The sequence below is a fragment of the Cutibacterium sp. LaCa_255 genome (genome assembly GCF_057458005.1).
In genome coordinates this window covers 2,517,622-2,531,893 of the sequence record NZ_CP190956.1, presented here as the reverse complement: position 1 = coordinate 2,531,893, position 14,272 = coordinate 2,517,622, and the positions used below count along the sequence as shown (strand labels likewise).

The window sequence follows — 14,272 nt, the reverse complement described above, 5'->3', positions numbered from 1 at the left end:
GCAAGCCTCGCGCCGCCGGGCGAGGAGCGACGGAGTCGACTCGGTCTGCCTCCGGACCTCGTAGGCTGATGCCATGACGTGGAACCGCAACATTCCTGGCCTGCTGACCGACGACATTCGCCTCAGGGTCCCGTTGGACCACAACAACCCCGAGGACCTGCGCACCGTCGAGATTTATGCGCGTCTGGTCGCTGCTCCTGACGGCACCGACAAGCCGTACCTCGTCTTTCTGCAGGGTGGCCCGGGGTGCGAGTCTCCGCGTCCGACGCTGTGGGATCCCGGATTCCCGGGCTGGCTGGCCCGGGCCCTGCAGGACTACCAGCTCGTGCTGCTGGACCAGCGCGGCACTGGACTGTCCTCGCCGGTGAGCGAGCCGGTGGGGGACCCGGCCAGCCAGGCGGAGTACCTCACCCACCTGCGTGCCGACGAGATCGTCGAGGACTGTGAGGACATCCGTCGTCACCTTGGTGTTCAGAGATGGGCGGTGCTGGGCCAGTCCTTCGGCGGATTCACCTTGCTGAGGTACCTGTCCACCTACCCGGAGTCGCTGTCGGCCGGTTACTTCACGGGTGGTCTGTCGGCAGTCGGACGTTCTGCTGACGAGGTCTACACCGCCTGTTACGACCAGCTGCGCGCAAAGTCGCTGGAATACTACAAGCGATTTCCGGAGGATCGGGTGCGGCTCGCAGAGCTCATGGCGCTGGCCGAGAAGGGCGAGATCACCATTCCGAACGGTGACATCGTGACGCCGTCGCGGCTGCGGTCGTTGGGACACCTGCTGGGCGCCTCGGGTGGGGCTGAGAAGCTGCACTACCTGCTGGAGTATCCGCACACCTCACGGTCGTTCCGCCATGATCTTGCCGGGCTGCTGCCTTTTGGCGGACGCAACCCGCTGTACGCCGTCATCCACGAGTCATCCTATGCCGACGGTGTGGTCACCGGCTGGTCGGCCGCGCGGATGCTGCCCGAGGACTTCCAGCAGGATCCGACCCTGTTGACCGGTGAGCACGTCATGCCGGAGTGGTTCGACACCGACCAGGAGCTGCGGCCGTGGAAGGAGGTTGCCAATCTCATTGCGGACCATCCGTGGCCGAAGCTGTATGACGCTGACGCCCTCCGGGCTGCCGAGGTGCCCTGTGCTGCGGCGGTGTACCACGACGACGCCTATGTGCCGCGCCAGTTTTCCGTCGAAACGGCAGCCTTACTGCCGCAGATGCATGCCTGGGTGACGACTGAATATGAGCACAATGGGTCGAATGCCTCAGGCGGTGCGGTTCTCGACCGTCTCATCAAGCTCGTCAAGGGAGAGCTCGTCAGGTGAGGTTGCGGGGCGTCCGGGGTACCGGGCGCCCCTTTTTCCCGTGACCTTCATTTTCAGCTGCGCCAGCTGTGTCCCCCCGTCAAGATCTGCTGGCACAGGGGACACAACTGGTACAGGTGGACGTGGCAGGGCGGGGATTGGCCCAGGTGGCCCAACTGGGTGATCCCCGGGGCGCATTCCTCTCACAGCCTCGCTGCACGGCCTTCCACTACACGGAGCTGCCAAAAAACGCTCCGAAAACCCGATGGCAACGTCACCATCCAGGTTTTCTGGCAGCTCTGTGTAGTACTAGCCGGTATTCGAGGTTCAGGGGATGCCTTCATGCCCTCCCGATACCGTTGACCCCATGACTGACCACTTCGCAGGGGACCCCCGCACGAACCGGGAACGGATGCTCGCCGGGGACCTCTACATCGCCGACGACCCGGAGAGCTCCCGGATCGCCGAGCGCGGGGCCAGGCTGGCTGACGCCTACTACCGGGCCTTCCTCAACGATCCGGACAGCGCCATCCCTCTGCTGGCCGAACTCCTCGGAGAACTCGGAGAGGATGCCGTCATCAAGCCGCCGCTATACGTCGACTACGGTGAGAACATCCACTTCGGCGCGCGCAGCTTCGCCAACTACAACCTGACGGCTCTCGACGTCGCCGAGATTCGCATCGGCACCGACTGTCAGATCGGCCCGAACGTCCAGTTGCTGACTCCCACCCACCCCATCGACCCGGACCTGCGTTGGGAACGCCTGGAGGCTGCCAAACCCATCACGATCGGCAATAATGTCTGGCTCGGCGGAGGCGCGATCGTCTGCCCCGGTGTCACCATCGGTGAGGACAGCGTCATCGGAGCCGGAGCGGTCGTCACCAAGGACATCCCGGCCGGATCCATCGCCGTCGGCAATCCGGCGCGCGTCATCGGATCGGTCTATGACAGGAAAGGCGAATGACCATGAACGACATCCCGGATCTCCCGGTCAACTGGTGCGATCCTGACTCCGTCGGTGCCGAGCTCCCGGAGACCGACGACGTCGAGGCCGATCCGCAATCCGTGCAGATTCCGCCGGCCGAGTCCTTCGAGGTGTTGCGCCGGGCCAGCGAAGAGGAGCTGCGAGCCCAGGAGCGCGGTGAACAGATCGACCCACTCGAGTCCGGACGAGCCGCGATCGCCATCGCCCTCACCCCGCTCTGTCAGCTCGAGGGCGCGATCATGCTCGGCGTCAGCCTGCTCGACGCCGTGGTCAAGCGGGTCGAACAGGTCGACGATGACACCGTCGAGGTGTACCTGCCCGACTGGCTCTTCGACCGCGAAGGACTCGCCTCTGACGAGGTCCCCGGCCTGCTGGTTGAGCGGGTTCGCCGCGACATGGCCGACCCGGTCGTCGTCTCCACCATGGGGGAGGAGGCCGTTGAGCAGCTGCGCAGTGGTTTGTCGGCGATCCTGGCGGCACAGCAGCACGACGCCGCCGAGTTCTCCCGTCACGTCAACCCGGACGTCGACCCCGAGTGGATCATCGACGGCTGCCAGGAGATTTGCGTCGCCCTGGCCGCCCACGTCGCGACCATCGGCTGGCAGCGTCCCGAGGTGGATGTCTCCAACGTCTTCGCCACCCTTGATATGGCCGACGATCCCGACCGCGTCCGCACCTTGCTGAGGCAAGCTCGCCGATGACAGGGCCGCTGGCGACCGCCGCCAGGTGTGTGGAGGACCCGCCGGCAGACCTCACTCGGTGGCGATGGCCTTGAGGATGTTCGTGCGGGCCGCCCGGTGCGCCGGCCACAGCGCGGCGAGCACCCCGACGAGCGCCGCGGCCACGAGGAAGGCCACGAGTTGCAGCCACGGGATCGAGAGTTTGTCGATGCCCTGGTCGGCGAGCAGACGTTGCAGCACCATGCCGAAGACGGTTCCCAGACCGACCCCGACCACCGCACCCAGCAAGGCGATGACGACCGACTCCAGGGTGATCATCCGGCGCACCTGCGGGCGGGTGAGGGCGATGGCACGCAACAGGCCCAGTTCCCGGGTGCGCTCGATGATGCTCAGACCCAGGGTGTTGACGATGCCGAGCACGGCGATGACGATGCTGAGCCCCAGCAGTGCGTAGAGCAGCGCCATGGTCCGGTTGACGTTGACGAGGATCTGGTCGGTGTACTGGCCAACGTCCATGACGCTCACCAACGGCATGTCGGCCAATGCCGCGTCGAGGGCCCTGTGGGCCTGCTCGTGGTCGGTGCCCGGCTTGAGGTAAATCGACAGGAAGGCGTCCTTGTCGCCCAGACCGGCCGAGGTGAGGGTGCTCGTCGAGACCCACATGGTGGCGATGGGCTGTCCCTTGCCGGTCGTGTAGATGCCGACGACGGTGAGCGTCATGGGACGCTGAGCATCCACTGACCACAACCGGTAGGACGACCCCACCTTCAGGTGATACTTCTCTGCCGCCTTCTCGTCGACGATCATCTCGCCGTCGGTGCGGAACATGCGTCCCTTCGTCACCTTCTGGGGGAACATCTTGTCCAGCGAGGTCGCCTCCATGCCCGCGATGCCGCGCGTGTGACGTCCCGTGGCGTCGGTGAAGTACTCCTTGGGCGGGGTCGTGTGGCCGGCGGGGATCTCGAGCATCTGCGCCATCTTCATGGCGTGGACGTCCTTGACCTGCGGGACGGCGGCCACCTTGGTGCGGACCTGGTCGGGAAACCCCTCGAATCCCTGTCGGCCGACCATGAAGTCGCCACGGAGCGTGTCGGTGACCTGGCTGGTCACCGAGCGCGTCGAGGAGGCCCCGAAGACGGCCATGAGGGAGACCAGGGTGAGCCCGATCATGAGGGCCGATGCGGTCGCGGCGGTGCGTCGGGGCTGACGGATCGAGTTGAGTTCGGCCAATTTGCCGACCTCGCCGAAGGTCGCTCGGTACACCTTGCCGACGATCCAGATGACCGGACGGCCGAGCAGGGGCGAGGCCAGGGCGACGCCGATCATCGTCAGGGCCATGCCGGCCCCGGCCCAGGCCACCGGTTTGCCCACGACGTCGAGCATCCCCAGAACGATCCCCACGACGCCCACGGCGGCCATGACGGAGCCGATGACGGCCCGTTTGCCCAATCCGACCTCGGACTCGGTTCGGGCCGAGGTCATGGCCTGGACCGGAGAGATGCGGGTGGCCCGGGCAGCCGGCAGCAGGGCGGCGACGAGCGTGACGAGGATGCCGGTGACGAGCGAGGCCACGATGGCCTTGACGCCCAGGGTGAGCGTCGTCTGCCCGATGTCCCATCCGGTTGCGGCCATGATCGCCTTGATGGCCACGGCCAGACCGAGGCCGCCGAACAGACCCAGGACTGACCCGACGGCGCCCACGACGAGGGCCTCGACCAGGACGGTCGCCCTGATCTGACCGCGACTGGCCCCCATGGCCCGGTACAGCGCCAGCTCGGAGGAGCGTTGGGCGACGAGAATGGTGAAGGTGTTGACGATGAGGAAGCTCGCGACGAGCAGGGAGATGCCCGCGAAGACGAGCAGGAAGATGTCGACGAAGCCGAGGGCCTTGCCGATGACGCTCATCTGCTCATCGGCGACGACCTTGCCGTCCTTGGCCTGGTATCCCTTCGGCAGGACCTTCTGGACGGCCTTGGCGACGGTCGCCCGGTCGGCGCCCGGTTCGACGACCGTGGCCACACCGGTGAATGCGTCGTGGCCCTTGAGGAAGAGCTGCTGGGCGCGGTGCGTCGTGAAGAACACGTAGCTGGCCCCGGCGGACCCACTCTCACCGACGGTGGCGGTGCCCACGAGCTTCGCCTGGACGGTGCCGGCTCGGCTCGTGATGACCTTGACCCTGTCGCCGACATGATGGCCGGACTTGTCGAGGGTCTGCGGATCAACGACCACCTCGTCGTCGGTGCGCGGTTCGTGGCCCGACACGACGTGGACGCCCTGCTGGCCGCCGAGGGCCGGGGTCGTCTGCCAGCTGAAGCCCAGTTGGGGCGGCCCGAAACTGGTGATGGCCTTGCCGTCGCGGTCGATGAGGACGGTTCCCGTCTCGGTGACGGTGCCCTGGGCGTCCTTGACACCGTCGATCGTGCGAATCCTGTCGACGACGGCCGGTGTCAACGGGTACGGTTTCGTCGCGTCGCCCTGCACCGCGTCCTCGGTGTTCTTGGACACCTCGACGTCCGAGACGGACCCCGAGACGATGGAGTTGAAGGTGGACCGGAGCATGTCGCCGAAGACGAACGATCCCGAGACGAAGGCGACGCCAAGGACGATGGCCAAGGTGGACATGAACAGCCGAAGCTTGCGGCTCCACAGGGAGGTGAAGGTGGCCTTCCACATGGTGGTTCAGGGCCTTTCGACACGGCGGGCGGCCGGCACGTGCTCGCCACCGGTTGTCTTCGCCCGATGCGGGGACGGGCCGTCGTCCGGCCCGGAGTCGATCGACGGGTTGCGGCGCGGGTCCAGGCGGCTCATCGTCGTGAGCACGGCGTCATGGGTGGGATGACAGATGTCGTCGACGATGCGCCCGTCGGCAAGGAACAGCGCCCGGTCGGCATACGAGGCCGAGACGGGGTCGTGGGTGACCATGACGATGGTCTGGCCGAACTCGTCGACCGACCGGCGCAGGAAGCCGAGCACCTCGGTGGCACTCATGGAGTCCAGATTGCCGGTGGGCTCGTCGGCGAAGATGATCTCGGGTCGGCCCACGAGGGCGCGCGCACAGGCGACGCGCTGCTGCTGCCCACCTGACAGCTCGGAGGGCTTGTGGTCGAGCCGGTCGGCCAGTCCGACGACGTCGATGACGGTGTCCCACCACTGCGGGTTGGGCTTGCGTCCGGCGATGGCCAGGGGCAGGAGGATGTTCTCGCGGGCCGTGAGGGTTGGCACGAGGTTGAACTGCTGGAAGATGAATCCGACCCGTTCACGTCGCAGCAGCGTCAGCTTCCTGTCGGTGAGGGTGGCGACATCGGTCTGGCCGATGAAGGCGCGGCCTGAGGTGGGGCGGTCGAGCCCGGCCATGCAGTGCATGAGCGTCGATTTGCCCGATCCCGACGGACCCATGACTGCGGTGAGGGCACCGGCCTCGACGGTGACGCTCACCCCGTCGAGGGCCTTGACGACGGCATCTCCGGTTCCGTAAGTCTTGACGAGTTCATCGGCGGCAGCGGCGGTCGGCGCCATGACGGTCTCCTGTGACTGGATGAATACTGGATGAATGACGCGGAGTGACGTCAGATCACAGTGTATACGTGTGCCACGATGAGCCCGCACATCTCCGTGTTCACGCTCCCATCAACGCTGTCACTATCGGCGAGAGCGGGGAGTGCACTAGGTCGATTCCCGCAACCGGGTGAGTGACACCATTCTGGGTCTGCTCGTCATCACCGAGGATGCCACTGCGCTCGTCCAGTGGCTACTGGGGCACCGCGGGCGCCTATGGCCTCAAGAAGGAGAAGTACGAGATCGCCAAGGCGGGTCGGGCATCCGGTTGAGCTGGTGCGCTACGCGCTGGAACTGTCGGACAACCTGAAGCTCTGAGGACCTGTCCAGAGCACGTGCTGGGCACTTGACTTGGCTGGGGATCCATAGCTGAATACTACGGAGAATCATTCTCAATAAGAAAGGATGTCTGTCCATCCGTAAGTTCCTCCCCGTCGTCGGTGCCCTCTCGCTGCCCCTGGGTGGTGGGGTGGCCCAGGCGGCGACCGGCGGTGAGTCCACTACCAACCCGGGCATCGTCGCGCTGAGTGCGCTCGATGGTGAGCACCGCTGCAGCGCGGTCCTGGTTGCCCCGAATGGGCGCTGACCTGGTTCGACACTGCTCGGTGCGGGAAGAGCACCGAGGTCGTCGACGGATCCGGTCATCGGACCGCGATCACCGAGCGCCACTACTTCACCCCCAATGATCCGTCCAAGAGCCAGGCCATGTTGATTCACTTGGCCACCCCGGTCAAGGACACTCCGGTGGCGAAGCTCAGCCCACAGGCCCCGCGCGAGGGTGAGAAGCTCAGCGTCGTCGCCTTCAATGGCCCGCGTGGTGCGGGCCACTTGGCATCAGTGGGCCGTGCCGAGGCCACCGTCGAGGGCCATGGTCACTGGATCAGTTGGTTCTCCGCGCCCCAGGGCATGGAGTTGCAGAAGTCCGACGCCGGTGCCCCGCTCATGCGTGGTGACGAGGTCGTCGGCTTCCTCGGCATCGCCGGTGCAGACGGGGGCGATGCCGAGGACATCGCCAACGTCCACCAGTGGGTGAAGCAGCTCACCCAGCAGGGCTGAGGCGCCAGGAGGGCGAGAGCCGCGTGCCGCCAGGTGCGCGGCTCTCGTGGTGCCGTCGGCCCTGGCTGCGTCCTCTGTCAGGACTCGGTCTCCAAGAGCTCCACCACAATGCTGGCGGCGCGCTCACTCGCACCCTCGACGCGTTCAGGGTGCTCCTCGTTGGCAGCCGGCCCGCACAGGTCGGAGATGCCGCGGATCGATGCGAAGCCGACATCAAGGGAGCGGCAGACCTGAGCGATCGCCGTCGATTCCATGTCAACGGCGACCGCATCGGGGCAATCGGTCAGCATGGCATGAGTCGGTCGCCCTGCATGAAGACGTCACCCGAGGCGAAGGGCCCCACGTCCACGCCGCGTAGGCGGGGAAGCCCCGATTCTGAAAGATGCACCTAGCGCGACGAAAGGCTCATCCCCGCGTAGGCGGGGAAGACGTGCCCGCAAGGATTGGGCGAGGGAAACCGAGGAAGCCTCGCGGCCCTATGCCGCCAGGATTTGAATGAGTACTTACGGCGATCTGAAGAAAGCGTGGGCTCGCCTCCGCCGCGAGTACCTGGACGGCAAAGTGCTCGACGCGGTGGTTATACCTTCCGGCACTGGCGTGCGGTGGGAATGCCCCGTGTGCGGCGCCGTCGGCACCGACGTGACCAGCAGCCGACTCGCTACGACAGCCGGACGCAACCACGCACAGACCCACATCAGCGCCGACGACCGCGCCGCCCTGGACGCCCTCAAAGTCACCCATATGCCCGAGGCACTACTGACGCCCTCCCTGACCAGCTCCAGACTCGACCCGATCAAAACCACCGCGTAGGCGATGGGGTCACGGCCTGAGCCACACCCCCTCAACCTCAAGCCTGCACTCACAGAGACCCCTCCTGAACTGGACTTGCTCAGGAGGGGTTTTGCCTTGCTCTGCGCCTAGACCAAGGTTGCGAGTCACTTCAGTTTTTTGGCTGCTGCCTTCACGCCAGGCGACGTGCAGACGTTCGTAGGTTTGCTACCAGTCCTGGAGCAAATCTCGGCAGTGAAGAGATTCGCCCCTCCTACGATCGCTTGCGCTTCTTTTGAATTTGGATTAGAAAGAGCTTTTACCACGTTTTTCGGATCTTCCCTCGCCATCCAAGGCGTGTAGCTGGGATTCGATGTGGTGATGTCGCCCCAGTAGGCGAAGGGGATGCCTCCTTCTGGGTTATACTTGCTAAAGATATTTTTCTTAGATTCCGGCAAGCTCGCTATTTGTCGACCTTCTCTATCGGCTAACTCATAGGCATCCAAGTCAACATACTTGCTGCTGTACTTGTAGTTCCTAAAAGTAATCGTAGGAATGTTGGAAAGCTCCTTTTCTGTCGGGCTTGACAGGGTGTCTTCTAGCCCGCTGAAGGTTCCGAATCGAGACAAAGCTGCCGCGAGAGGGAGCCTTTCCATCGCGCAGAAGGGACAGAATTCTGACCCTACATAGAAGAGCTTTACCTTGCCGTCTCTGTCAGGTTTATTCCCAGTCTTGGTGACCTGAAGCTCCGAAGAACCGGGGCCAACCTTGTCATAAACGCTTTTAGGGATGGAGACAATCGCCTTGGAGATCGTACCCTGGGAAGTCTCTATAGCGGGACCCTGGCGGGACTTATTAATAGCAAGTACCGTGCCAACGATAATAAGGGAGAGGGCCAGTACACCCACGGCGACATAGGTGATCTTACGGCGCTTCATCTTGAGTGATTCGCGCTCTTGTTCCCTACGAAGAACGTCTCGTTTGCTCATAAATTTATCAGTCCCACAACGACTCCAAGCGTCTCCGCATCGTGAATCCTTAGCCGGCGTTGAGGGTCTGGGTGACCTCGCGGGTGAGCGCTTGACGGGTCCACGCGGATACGGTCATGCCCTGCCGAGACGCATCCCGTTCGATCAGCCTCCACACGCTGGCACTGACCCGGATCGTGCGAGGTTCCAGGGGCTCAGTCTCCACGTCCTCCCAAGCTCGGCCCTCGAACGGCTCGACCTGCAACCCCTCAAAACCCGACTCGGCTTCACTTGCCCACTGGCGAACCATCTCGTCGGTCACTCGAACACCATTGTCGGCAACAAACTCACTCATTTCGCCCTCCTCATCTGAGTGAGAAACCCCGGCTCAACCCCGCGTAGACGGGGAAGACGATATCAGCTCCGACCTGTCAAGCATCCGAAACGGCTCACCTCCGCGTAGGCGGGGAAGACGGCGAGGGTGGCCTGTGGTACAGTCAGAACTGGCCGGGGAGCCTTGGGAGTCCAAGGAGTTTCCCCGGCTTTTTACGTGCCCGAAGCGGGATCTGATGGAGGACTCCCCGGCTGTGAACCCACAGCTCATCCAGCGGCAGGTGTCTTGGACCAAGGTTGTAGGAGCCCAGAAGGGCACCGAGTTCGCCGGTGAACTCCCGGTTTCCGAGGTCCACGATCTCACGCCATGATTCCTCCACGCCTTGGCTTGGTCCTTGCTGATCATGCTGACAATGCCACCGCCGGGCTTGTCTGGCTTCGGTGATTTGAGCTCGAAGGCGTGCCCACGCCACCAGACATCGCTGGATGGGAGCGTGACGCCGCCAGGGCGACGCTCGCCTTTGGGGAGGTACCTCAGACGGTGACGCCGATGCGGCTCATGCGCTCCAGAAACACGGCTTCGGCTCTAGTAGGCGCATCTCCGCTGAGGTTGTATCAGGTCGCTTCGAGTCTGGTGTGCCATGTCTGGGTGTCGGCGAGCTTGTTCCACTCGTCGAGGCGCGGTGGCCTGTCGTGTACCCAGTGGGAGGGCGTGCGCTGTGACTCGGGGAGGATAGGCCCGACGTGGAAGCTGTCGCGACAGTCTTGGCGTAGTCGGCTCACCCCCGTAGGCGGGGAAGACAGACCGATCCCACATGAGGGATGGTGCGGTAGGGTTCGTCGATAAACGCCACGAGTCCGGGACGGTTTTCACAGAGGGCGGCCGCCTCGTAGTCTTCCAGACTCCATGACAGTGGTTGGTTCATTGACTTCTTCCTGTTTCCGGTAAGGTGAGGCACAGGTCCTGTCTACCCGGGGATCTTATGTGAGTCTCGTCGGTCGCTTGACAATGGCGTACCTGGGTAGCTATATCGATGTGTAGGAACAACGGAGTGGGAGTCTGCGGATTGCCCACACGGCCCCCGGTGGGATGTCCAGCGTGATGCGGACCGAAGCCGGGGGATCCTTATTATATCGGGCCTCTCCGAGAGTGGAGGGGTCCTTTTTGTGTGTGTGCTGGTGTGTCACAGGTGCCGGGCGAGGCGGTGTGTGGGCGCGGGTTGGCGGTTGTGTTGTCCTGCGTTGATCGCGGCTGCGATGGCGTCTGTGCGTCGTTGGTCGACTGTCTGGGCTGCGTGGGCGGCTTTTTTGAGGTCGGACAGGTCGGCGCGGATGTCGCGTTCGGTGCGGGCGATGGCGAGGGCTTGTCGGTTGTGCGCCAGAACAGCAGGTGAGAGTTCGGCTCACCCCCGCGTAGGCGGGGAAGACGGGTGGGCCGTCCTCGGCCGAGGAATGCGCGGCTGGCGCGCGCGGCGTCCTCGCCCCGGAACACGGGGCTGGTCTGCGGGGTGTGGGTCGCCTCGTCACTCTCAGCCCACTCGGCCAGAGCGTCGAAGTCGAACCCGGCAGGGGTGGTGCTCATGCTCGCTCTCCATTCAGCTTGGCGATGGGGCTCACCCCCGCGTAGGCGGGGAAGGCATTCTTCAAGAATCCGATCCCGATAGACCGTGAGGCTCGCCCCCGCGTAGGCGGGGAAGACCAACTACCCAAACAGGGTCCACCACAACGCTCACCTTCCCCGTAGCATCACTTCTAAGATTAATTATGGCGGGGAGGAAAAGGAGAAATTATGTCTGGTACGCAACTAGCGTTGCTGGTTATTGGCGGGATCGTCGCCCTCATGTTTATTTTGATCTCCCCAGTGCTGGTGGTGGGGCTGGTGGTGTCGGCGATCAGGCGGGTTGGGTCGTTGCTGGTGTCCATCGGTGGTTCTTTTGTGGCCGTGGTGCGCGGCAGTATGACGATACGTCAATGCCTTGTAGAGCTGACGTATGCCGTATCTGCGCTCGTGGCTGCGGGGTGTCTTGGGTGGGCGTCGATTCAGACAGTGATCTTGTCGAAGAATCACTGGGCCGAGTGGCGTCATGGCGGCAAATATGACGTCTTCATGTGGGCCGGTGGTGGCGTGGTCGCCGCCATCGTCTCGTGGGCGTGTTGGGTGTCGTCGACCCGTGCTCTCGACAGGAGAGATGCCCAGTGGGCTGAGGACGAGGAAGTCGAGCGCCAGGTGAGGATTCATCAACGGCTCAAGGAGCGCGGGGTGCTATGACCTGCCGGACGGCTCACCCCCGCGTAGGCGGGGAAGACGGTGTCGGCTACACCCCCGAGGAGGTGCTGGACGGCTCACCCCCGCGTAGGCGGGGAAGACGGATTTGGGATTCCACGCCCATGGCAGCCAAGGGGCTCACCCCCGCGTAGGCGGGGAAGACGTGAACGTGGCTTCGTCGAGTGATATGCCGTAGGGCTCACCCCCGCGTAGGCGGGGAAGACGAGCGTGCCAGCGTCGAGCGTGGAGCGGTCGAGGGCTCACCCCCGCGTAGGCGGGGAAGACGCCACCTCAGCCCGCACCGCAGAAATCCAGGTGGGCTCACCCCCGCGTAGGCGGGGAAGACCTCGTGTCGGGTCAGTCGGTGACGGGGGTGTGGGGGCTCACCCCCGCGTAGGCGGGGAAGACACCACCGAAGCGTTCTCGTTCGTGACCGCCCTGGGCTCACCCCCGCGTAGGCGGGGAAGACCTGTCAGTGGCTACCTCGTTGGGCGCCGTCGAGGGCTCACCCCCGCGTAGGCGGGGAAGACTCCTCAATGCGCACTACCCAGGCGCGCCCGTGGGGCTCACCCCCGCGTAGGCGGGGAAGACGGCCATCGATCGAATGATCGAGCTTCTTGCGCGGGCTCACCCCCGCGTAGGCGGGGAAGACAGGGGAAGACTGCCCTCACTCTCAAAGACAGAGGGCTCACCCCCGCGTAGGCGGGGAAGACGCGCACGCCGGTGACGCCTCCTCAGTGGACCGGGGCTCACCCCCGCGTAGGCGGGGAAGACTGATATGACCTCACCTCGGGGATGCAAATATGGGGCTCACCCCCGCGTAGGCGGGGAAGACTCGGTGGCCTCGGGGTTGACCGCGCCGCCCTCGGGCTCACCCCCGCGTAGGCGGGGAAGACGGCGTAGCCCGTTGCTGACTAGGTCGGTGGTGGGGCTCACCCCCGCGTAGGCGGGGAAGACTCACGGCCGGACAGGCCTTCTTGGTTCCTCCTGGGCTCACCCCCGCGTAGGCGGGGAAGACACCAGCCGACTACGGCTGATGCAGGAGCTTTGCCTAGATACAAGTGTACTCGATCTAGCGCTTGGCCGTCCTACGTCGCCGCGCGGCTGAGCTCCATCCTGGCCGCAGTGTCGAGGTGTGTGCCCTATTGTTTGGCCTCTGCATGAGTTTCAGCCCGTCGAAGTCGACGACGTCCCAGTCATGTCGATGCACGCGGAACTCGAAGTGCTGCTCGCCGCGCACCGAATACACGAGGATCGCCCGCCCGTCGTGGCACATTTCAACGACTCGGCTCCAGAGGGCATCCCTGATCCGTGCAGGAACATGCCCGACGAACACGCCGGGACTGATCTCGAGCAGCCACCGCGTGAGATGACCGCGCAGCCCTGCAGGGCAGGCAGTGAGGACGAGCACGACCACGGCTATGCCCACGATCTCCCTGAGGCGACCGTACCCACGCGGTCGTCCCACAGGTCGACGACGTCCCACCCGTATCCGTCATCGGGATCTCCCGGAGCGTCGAGAAGGGTATGGATGTCTTCCACGCACCTGCTCAGGAGCTTCGACTCGTGAATGGCGTCGCGCATGGCTCGTCGCGTCGCGCCAGGGATGTCGTCAACGTCCCCGTTCGCTGCACATTCGAACGCGACTGGTACCGCCAGCGACGTCTTGTACAGATCGGCGACGTCATAGACGAGCGACCGATCATGGCCCGTGTGCACAAACCCGAGCCCGGGGGACAGCCCCAGCGCCGCGATGACGGAATGGACGACTCCGTAGAGGCAGGTCGTCGCTGCGGTGAGAGCCTGGTTCGCCGGGTCGGACGACTCGAAATCCTCCACCTTGTAGCTGCGTTTGTCCCAGTCGACGCCGAATCGGATGGCCGCATCCCGGTAGGCCTGCCGAACTCGGGCCCCTTCATGTCCGCGCAGTTGTTGCAGGGTCAGGCCCGTCGCCACGTCGTCGGGAAACCGCATCTCGTACATGCGCCGAGCGACCGCAAGCCGCTTCGTGCGGTCGGTGACGGCTTCGGCCTGCAGGTCGAGTAGTCGGGTCGTCCGGGCCAGTGGTCGGCCATGGGCGTAATACCGGACTCCGTGTTCGCCGACCCACAGCGTCGTCGCGCCAGACTCGGCCAGCAGCACCATCGCCTGGTGGGTGACGTTCGTTCCCGGGCCCAACAACAGCGCTCCGATCATGGACGCCGGAACATGCACGGTGCCCTGCTGATTCGACGCCGTGATGGCATTCGAGTCGCGGTTGACGATGCAATGCTCCATGTAGATGAAGCTGAGCCGATCCTGGGCGCGCGCCAACTCCTGGACCTCGGCTGGCCGTGCGCCCGGGATCGATTTGCCCATCGC

At 64.6% G+C, this 14,272-nt stretch carries 14 protein-coding genes and 1 CRISPR repeat array; of the genes, 7 read left to right on the top strand and 7 right to left on the bottom strand.

The features are described 5' to 3' along the window. Window positions 1–73 precede the first annotated feature (73 nt). The 3 genes from ACP8ML_RS11545 to ACP8ML_RS11535 all read left to right on the top strand — a co-directional run bounded on the left by ACP8ML_RS11545 (window position 74) and on the right by ACP8ML_RS11535 (window position 2,986). The gene (locus tag ACP8ML_RS11545; RefSeq protein WP_065673217.1) at window positions 74–1,321 is read left to right on the top strand and encodes an alpha/beta fold hydrolase; all 1,248 of its coding nucleotides are present in this window, start codon (window positions 74–76) and stop codon (window positions 1,319–1,321) included. A 346-nt stretch (window positions 1,322–1,667) separates the two neighbouring features. Continuing rightward, window positions 1,668–2,264 (top strand): sugar O-acetyltransferase, encoded by a 597-nt coding sequence (locus tag ACP8ML_RS11540; RefSeq protein ID WP_171048649.1) that lies wholly within the window; start codon window positions 1,668–1,670, stop codon window positions 2,262–2,264. Beyond that, the gene (locus ACP8ML_RS11535; protein WP_117189494.1) at window positions 2,261–2,986 is read left to right on the top strand and encodes a hypothetical protein; all 726 of its coding nucleotides are present in this window, start codon (window positions 2,261–2,263) and stop codon (window positions 2,984–2,986) included. The genes ACP8ML_RS11540 and ACP8ML_RS11535 overlap by 4 nt, the downstream gene beginning before the upstream one ends. 51 nt (window positions 2,987–3,037) lie before the next feature. On the opposite strand, the gene ACP8ML_RS11530 is transcribed toward ACP8ML_RS11535, so the two are convergent. Together ACP8ML_RS11530 and ACP8ML_RS11525 are read right to left on the bottom strand one after the other, a co-directional pair. Further along, entirely contained in the window at window positions 3,038–5,638 is a 2,601-nt protein-coding gene (locus tag ACP8ML_RS11530; protein WP_117189493.1) for an ABC transporter permease, read from the bottom strand. Between the two features lie 6 nt (window positions 5,639–5,644). Next, window positions 5,645–6,481: an ABC transporter ATP-binding protein gene (locus ACP8ML_RS11525; RefSeq protein ID WP_117189492.1), complete on the bottom strand. Its 837-nt coding sequence runs from the start codon at window positions 6,479–6,481 to the stop codon at window positions 5,645–5,647. Between the two features lie 744 nt (window positions 6,482–7,225). On the opposite strand from ACP8ML_RS11525, the gene ACP8ML_RS11520 reads away from it, so the two are divergent. Further along, window positions 7,226–7,576 (top strand): hypothetical protein, encoded by a 351-nt coding sequence (locus ACP8ML_RS11520; RefSeq protein ID WP_063279590.1) that lies wholly within the window; start codon window positions 7,226–7,228, stop codon window positions 7,574–7,576. Between the two features lie 77 nt (window positions 7,577–7,653). On the opposite strand, the gene ACP8ML_RS11515 is transcribed toward ACP8ML_RS11520, so the two are convergent. Beyond that, window positions 7,654–7,866: a 5'-methylthioadenosine/S-adenosylhomocysteine nucleosidase family protein gene (locus ACP8ML_RS11515; protein WP_065673211.1), complete on the bottom strand. Its 213-nt coding sequence runs from the start codon at window positions 7,864–7,866 to the stop codon at window positions 7,654–7,656. Between the two features lie 205 nt (window positions 7,867–8,071). Between ACP8ML_RS11515 and ACP8ML_RS11510 the strand changes: the two genes are divergently transcribed. Then, a complete protein-coding gene (locus ACP8ML_RS11510) occupies window positions 8,072–8,386 on the top strand; it encodes a hypothetical protein (protein WP_117189491.1) in 315 nt (104 codons plus the stop codon). Window positions 8,387–8,511: 125 nt separating this feature from the next. Here the strand turns inward: ACP8ML_RS11510 and ACP8ML_RS11505 are convergent, their stop codons facing one another. Further along, window positions 8,512–9,333, bottom strand: coding sequence for a DUF929 family protein (locus ACP8ML_RS11505; protein WP_117189490.1), 822 nt, complete (start codon window positions 9,331–9,333; stop codon window positions 8,512–8,514). A 49-nt stretch (window positions 9,334–9,382) separates the two neighbouring features. Next, on the bottom strand, window positions 9,383–9,622 hold the full coding sequence (locus tag ACP8ML_RS11500; protein WP_117189534.1) for a hypothetical protein: 240 nt from the start codon (window positions 9,620–9,622) through the stop codon (window positions 9,383–9,385). 178 nt (window positions 9,623–9,800) lie between these two features. On the opposite strand from ACP8ML_RS11500, the gene ACP8ML_RS11495 reads away from it, so the two are divergent. Together ACP8ML_RS11495 and ACP8ML_RS11490 are read left to right on the top strand one after the other, a co-directional pair. Continuing rightward, window positions 9,801–10,016 carry a hypothetical protein gene (locus ACP8ML_RS11495; protein ID WP_117189489.1) on the top strand — a complete coding sequence of 72 codons (216 nt, stop codon included), beginning with the start codon at window positions 9,801–9,803 and terminating at the stop codon, window positions 10,014–10,016. Window positions 10,017–11,434: 1,418 nt separating this feature from the next. Next, on the top strand, window positions 11,435–11,914 hold the full coding sequence (locus ACP8ML_RS11490) for a hypothetical protein (RefSeq protein WP_117189488.1): 480 nt from the start codon (window positions 11,435–11,437) through the stop codon (window positions 11,912–11,914). Window positions 11,915–11,923: 9 nt separating this feature from the next. After that, a CRISPR array of direct repeats spans window positions 11,924–12,929; the repeat unit is 29 nt; unit sequence GGGCTCACCCCCGCGTAGGCGGGGAAGAC. Window positions 12,930–12,983: 54 nt separating this feature from the next. Here ACP8ML_RS11490 and cas2e read toward each other — a convergent pair. Then, window positions 12,984–13,328: a type I-E CRISPR-associated endoribonuclease Cas2e gene (gene cas2e, locus ACP8ML_RS11485; RefSeq protein ID WP_065673231.1), complete on the bottom strand. Its 345-nt coding sequence runs from the start codon at window positions 13,326–13,328 to the stop codon at window positions 12,984–12,986. A gap of 2 nt (window positions 13,329–13,330) precedes the next feature. Continuing rightward, the gene (gene cas1e / locus ACP8ML_RS11480; protein WP_117189487.1) at window positions 13,331–14,269 is read right to left on the bottom strand and encodes a type I-E CRISPR-associated endonuclease Cas1e; all 939 of its coding nucleotides are present in this window, start codon (window positions 14,267–14,269) and stop codon (window positions 13,331–13,333) included. Window positions 14,270–14,272: the final 3 nt, after the last annotated feature.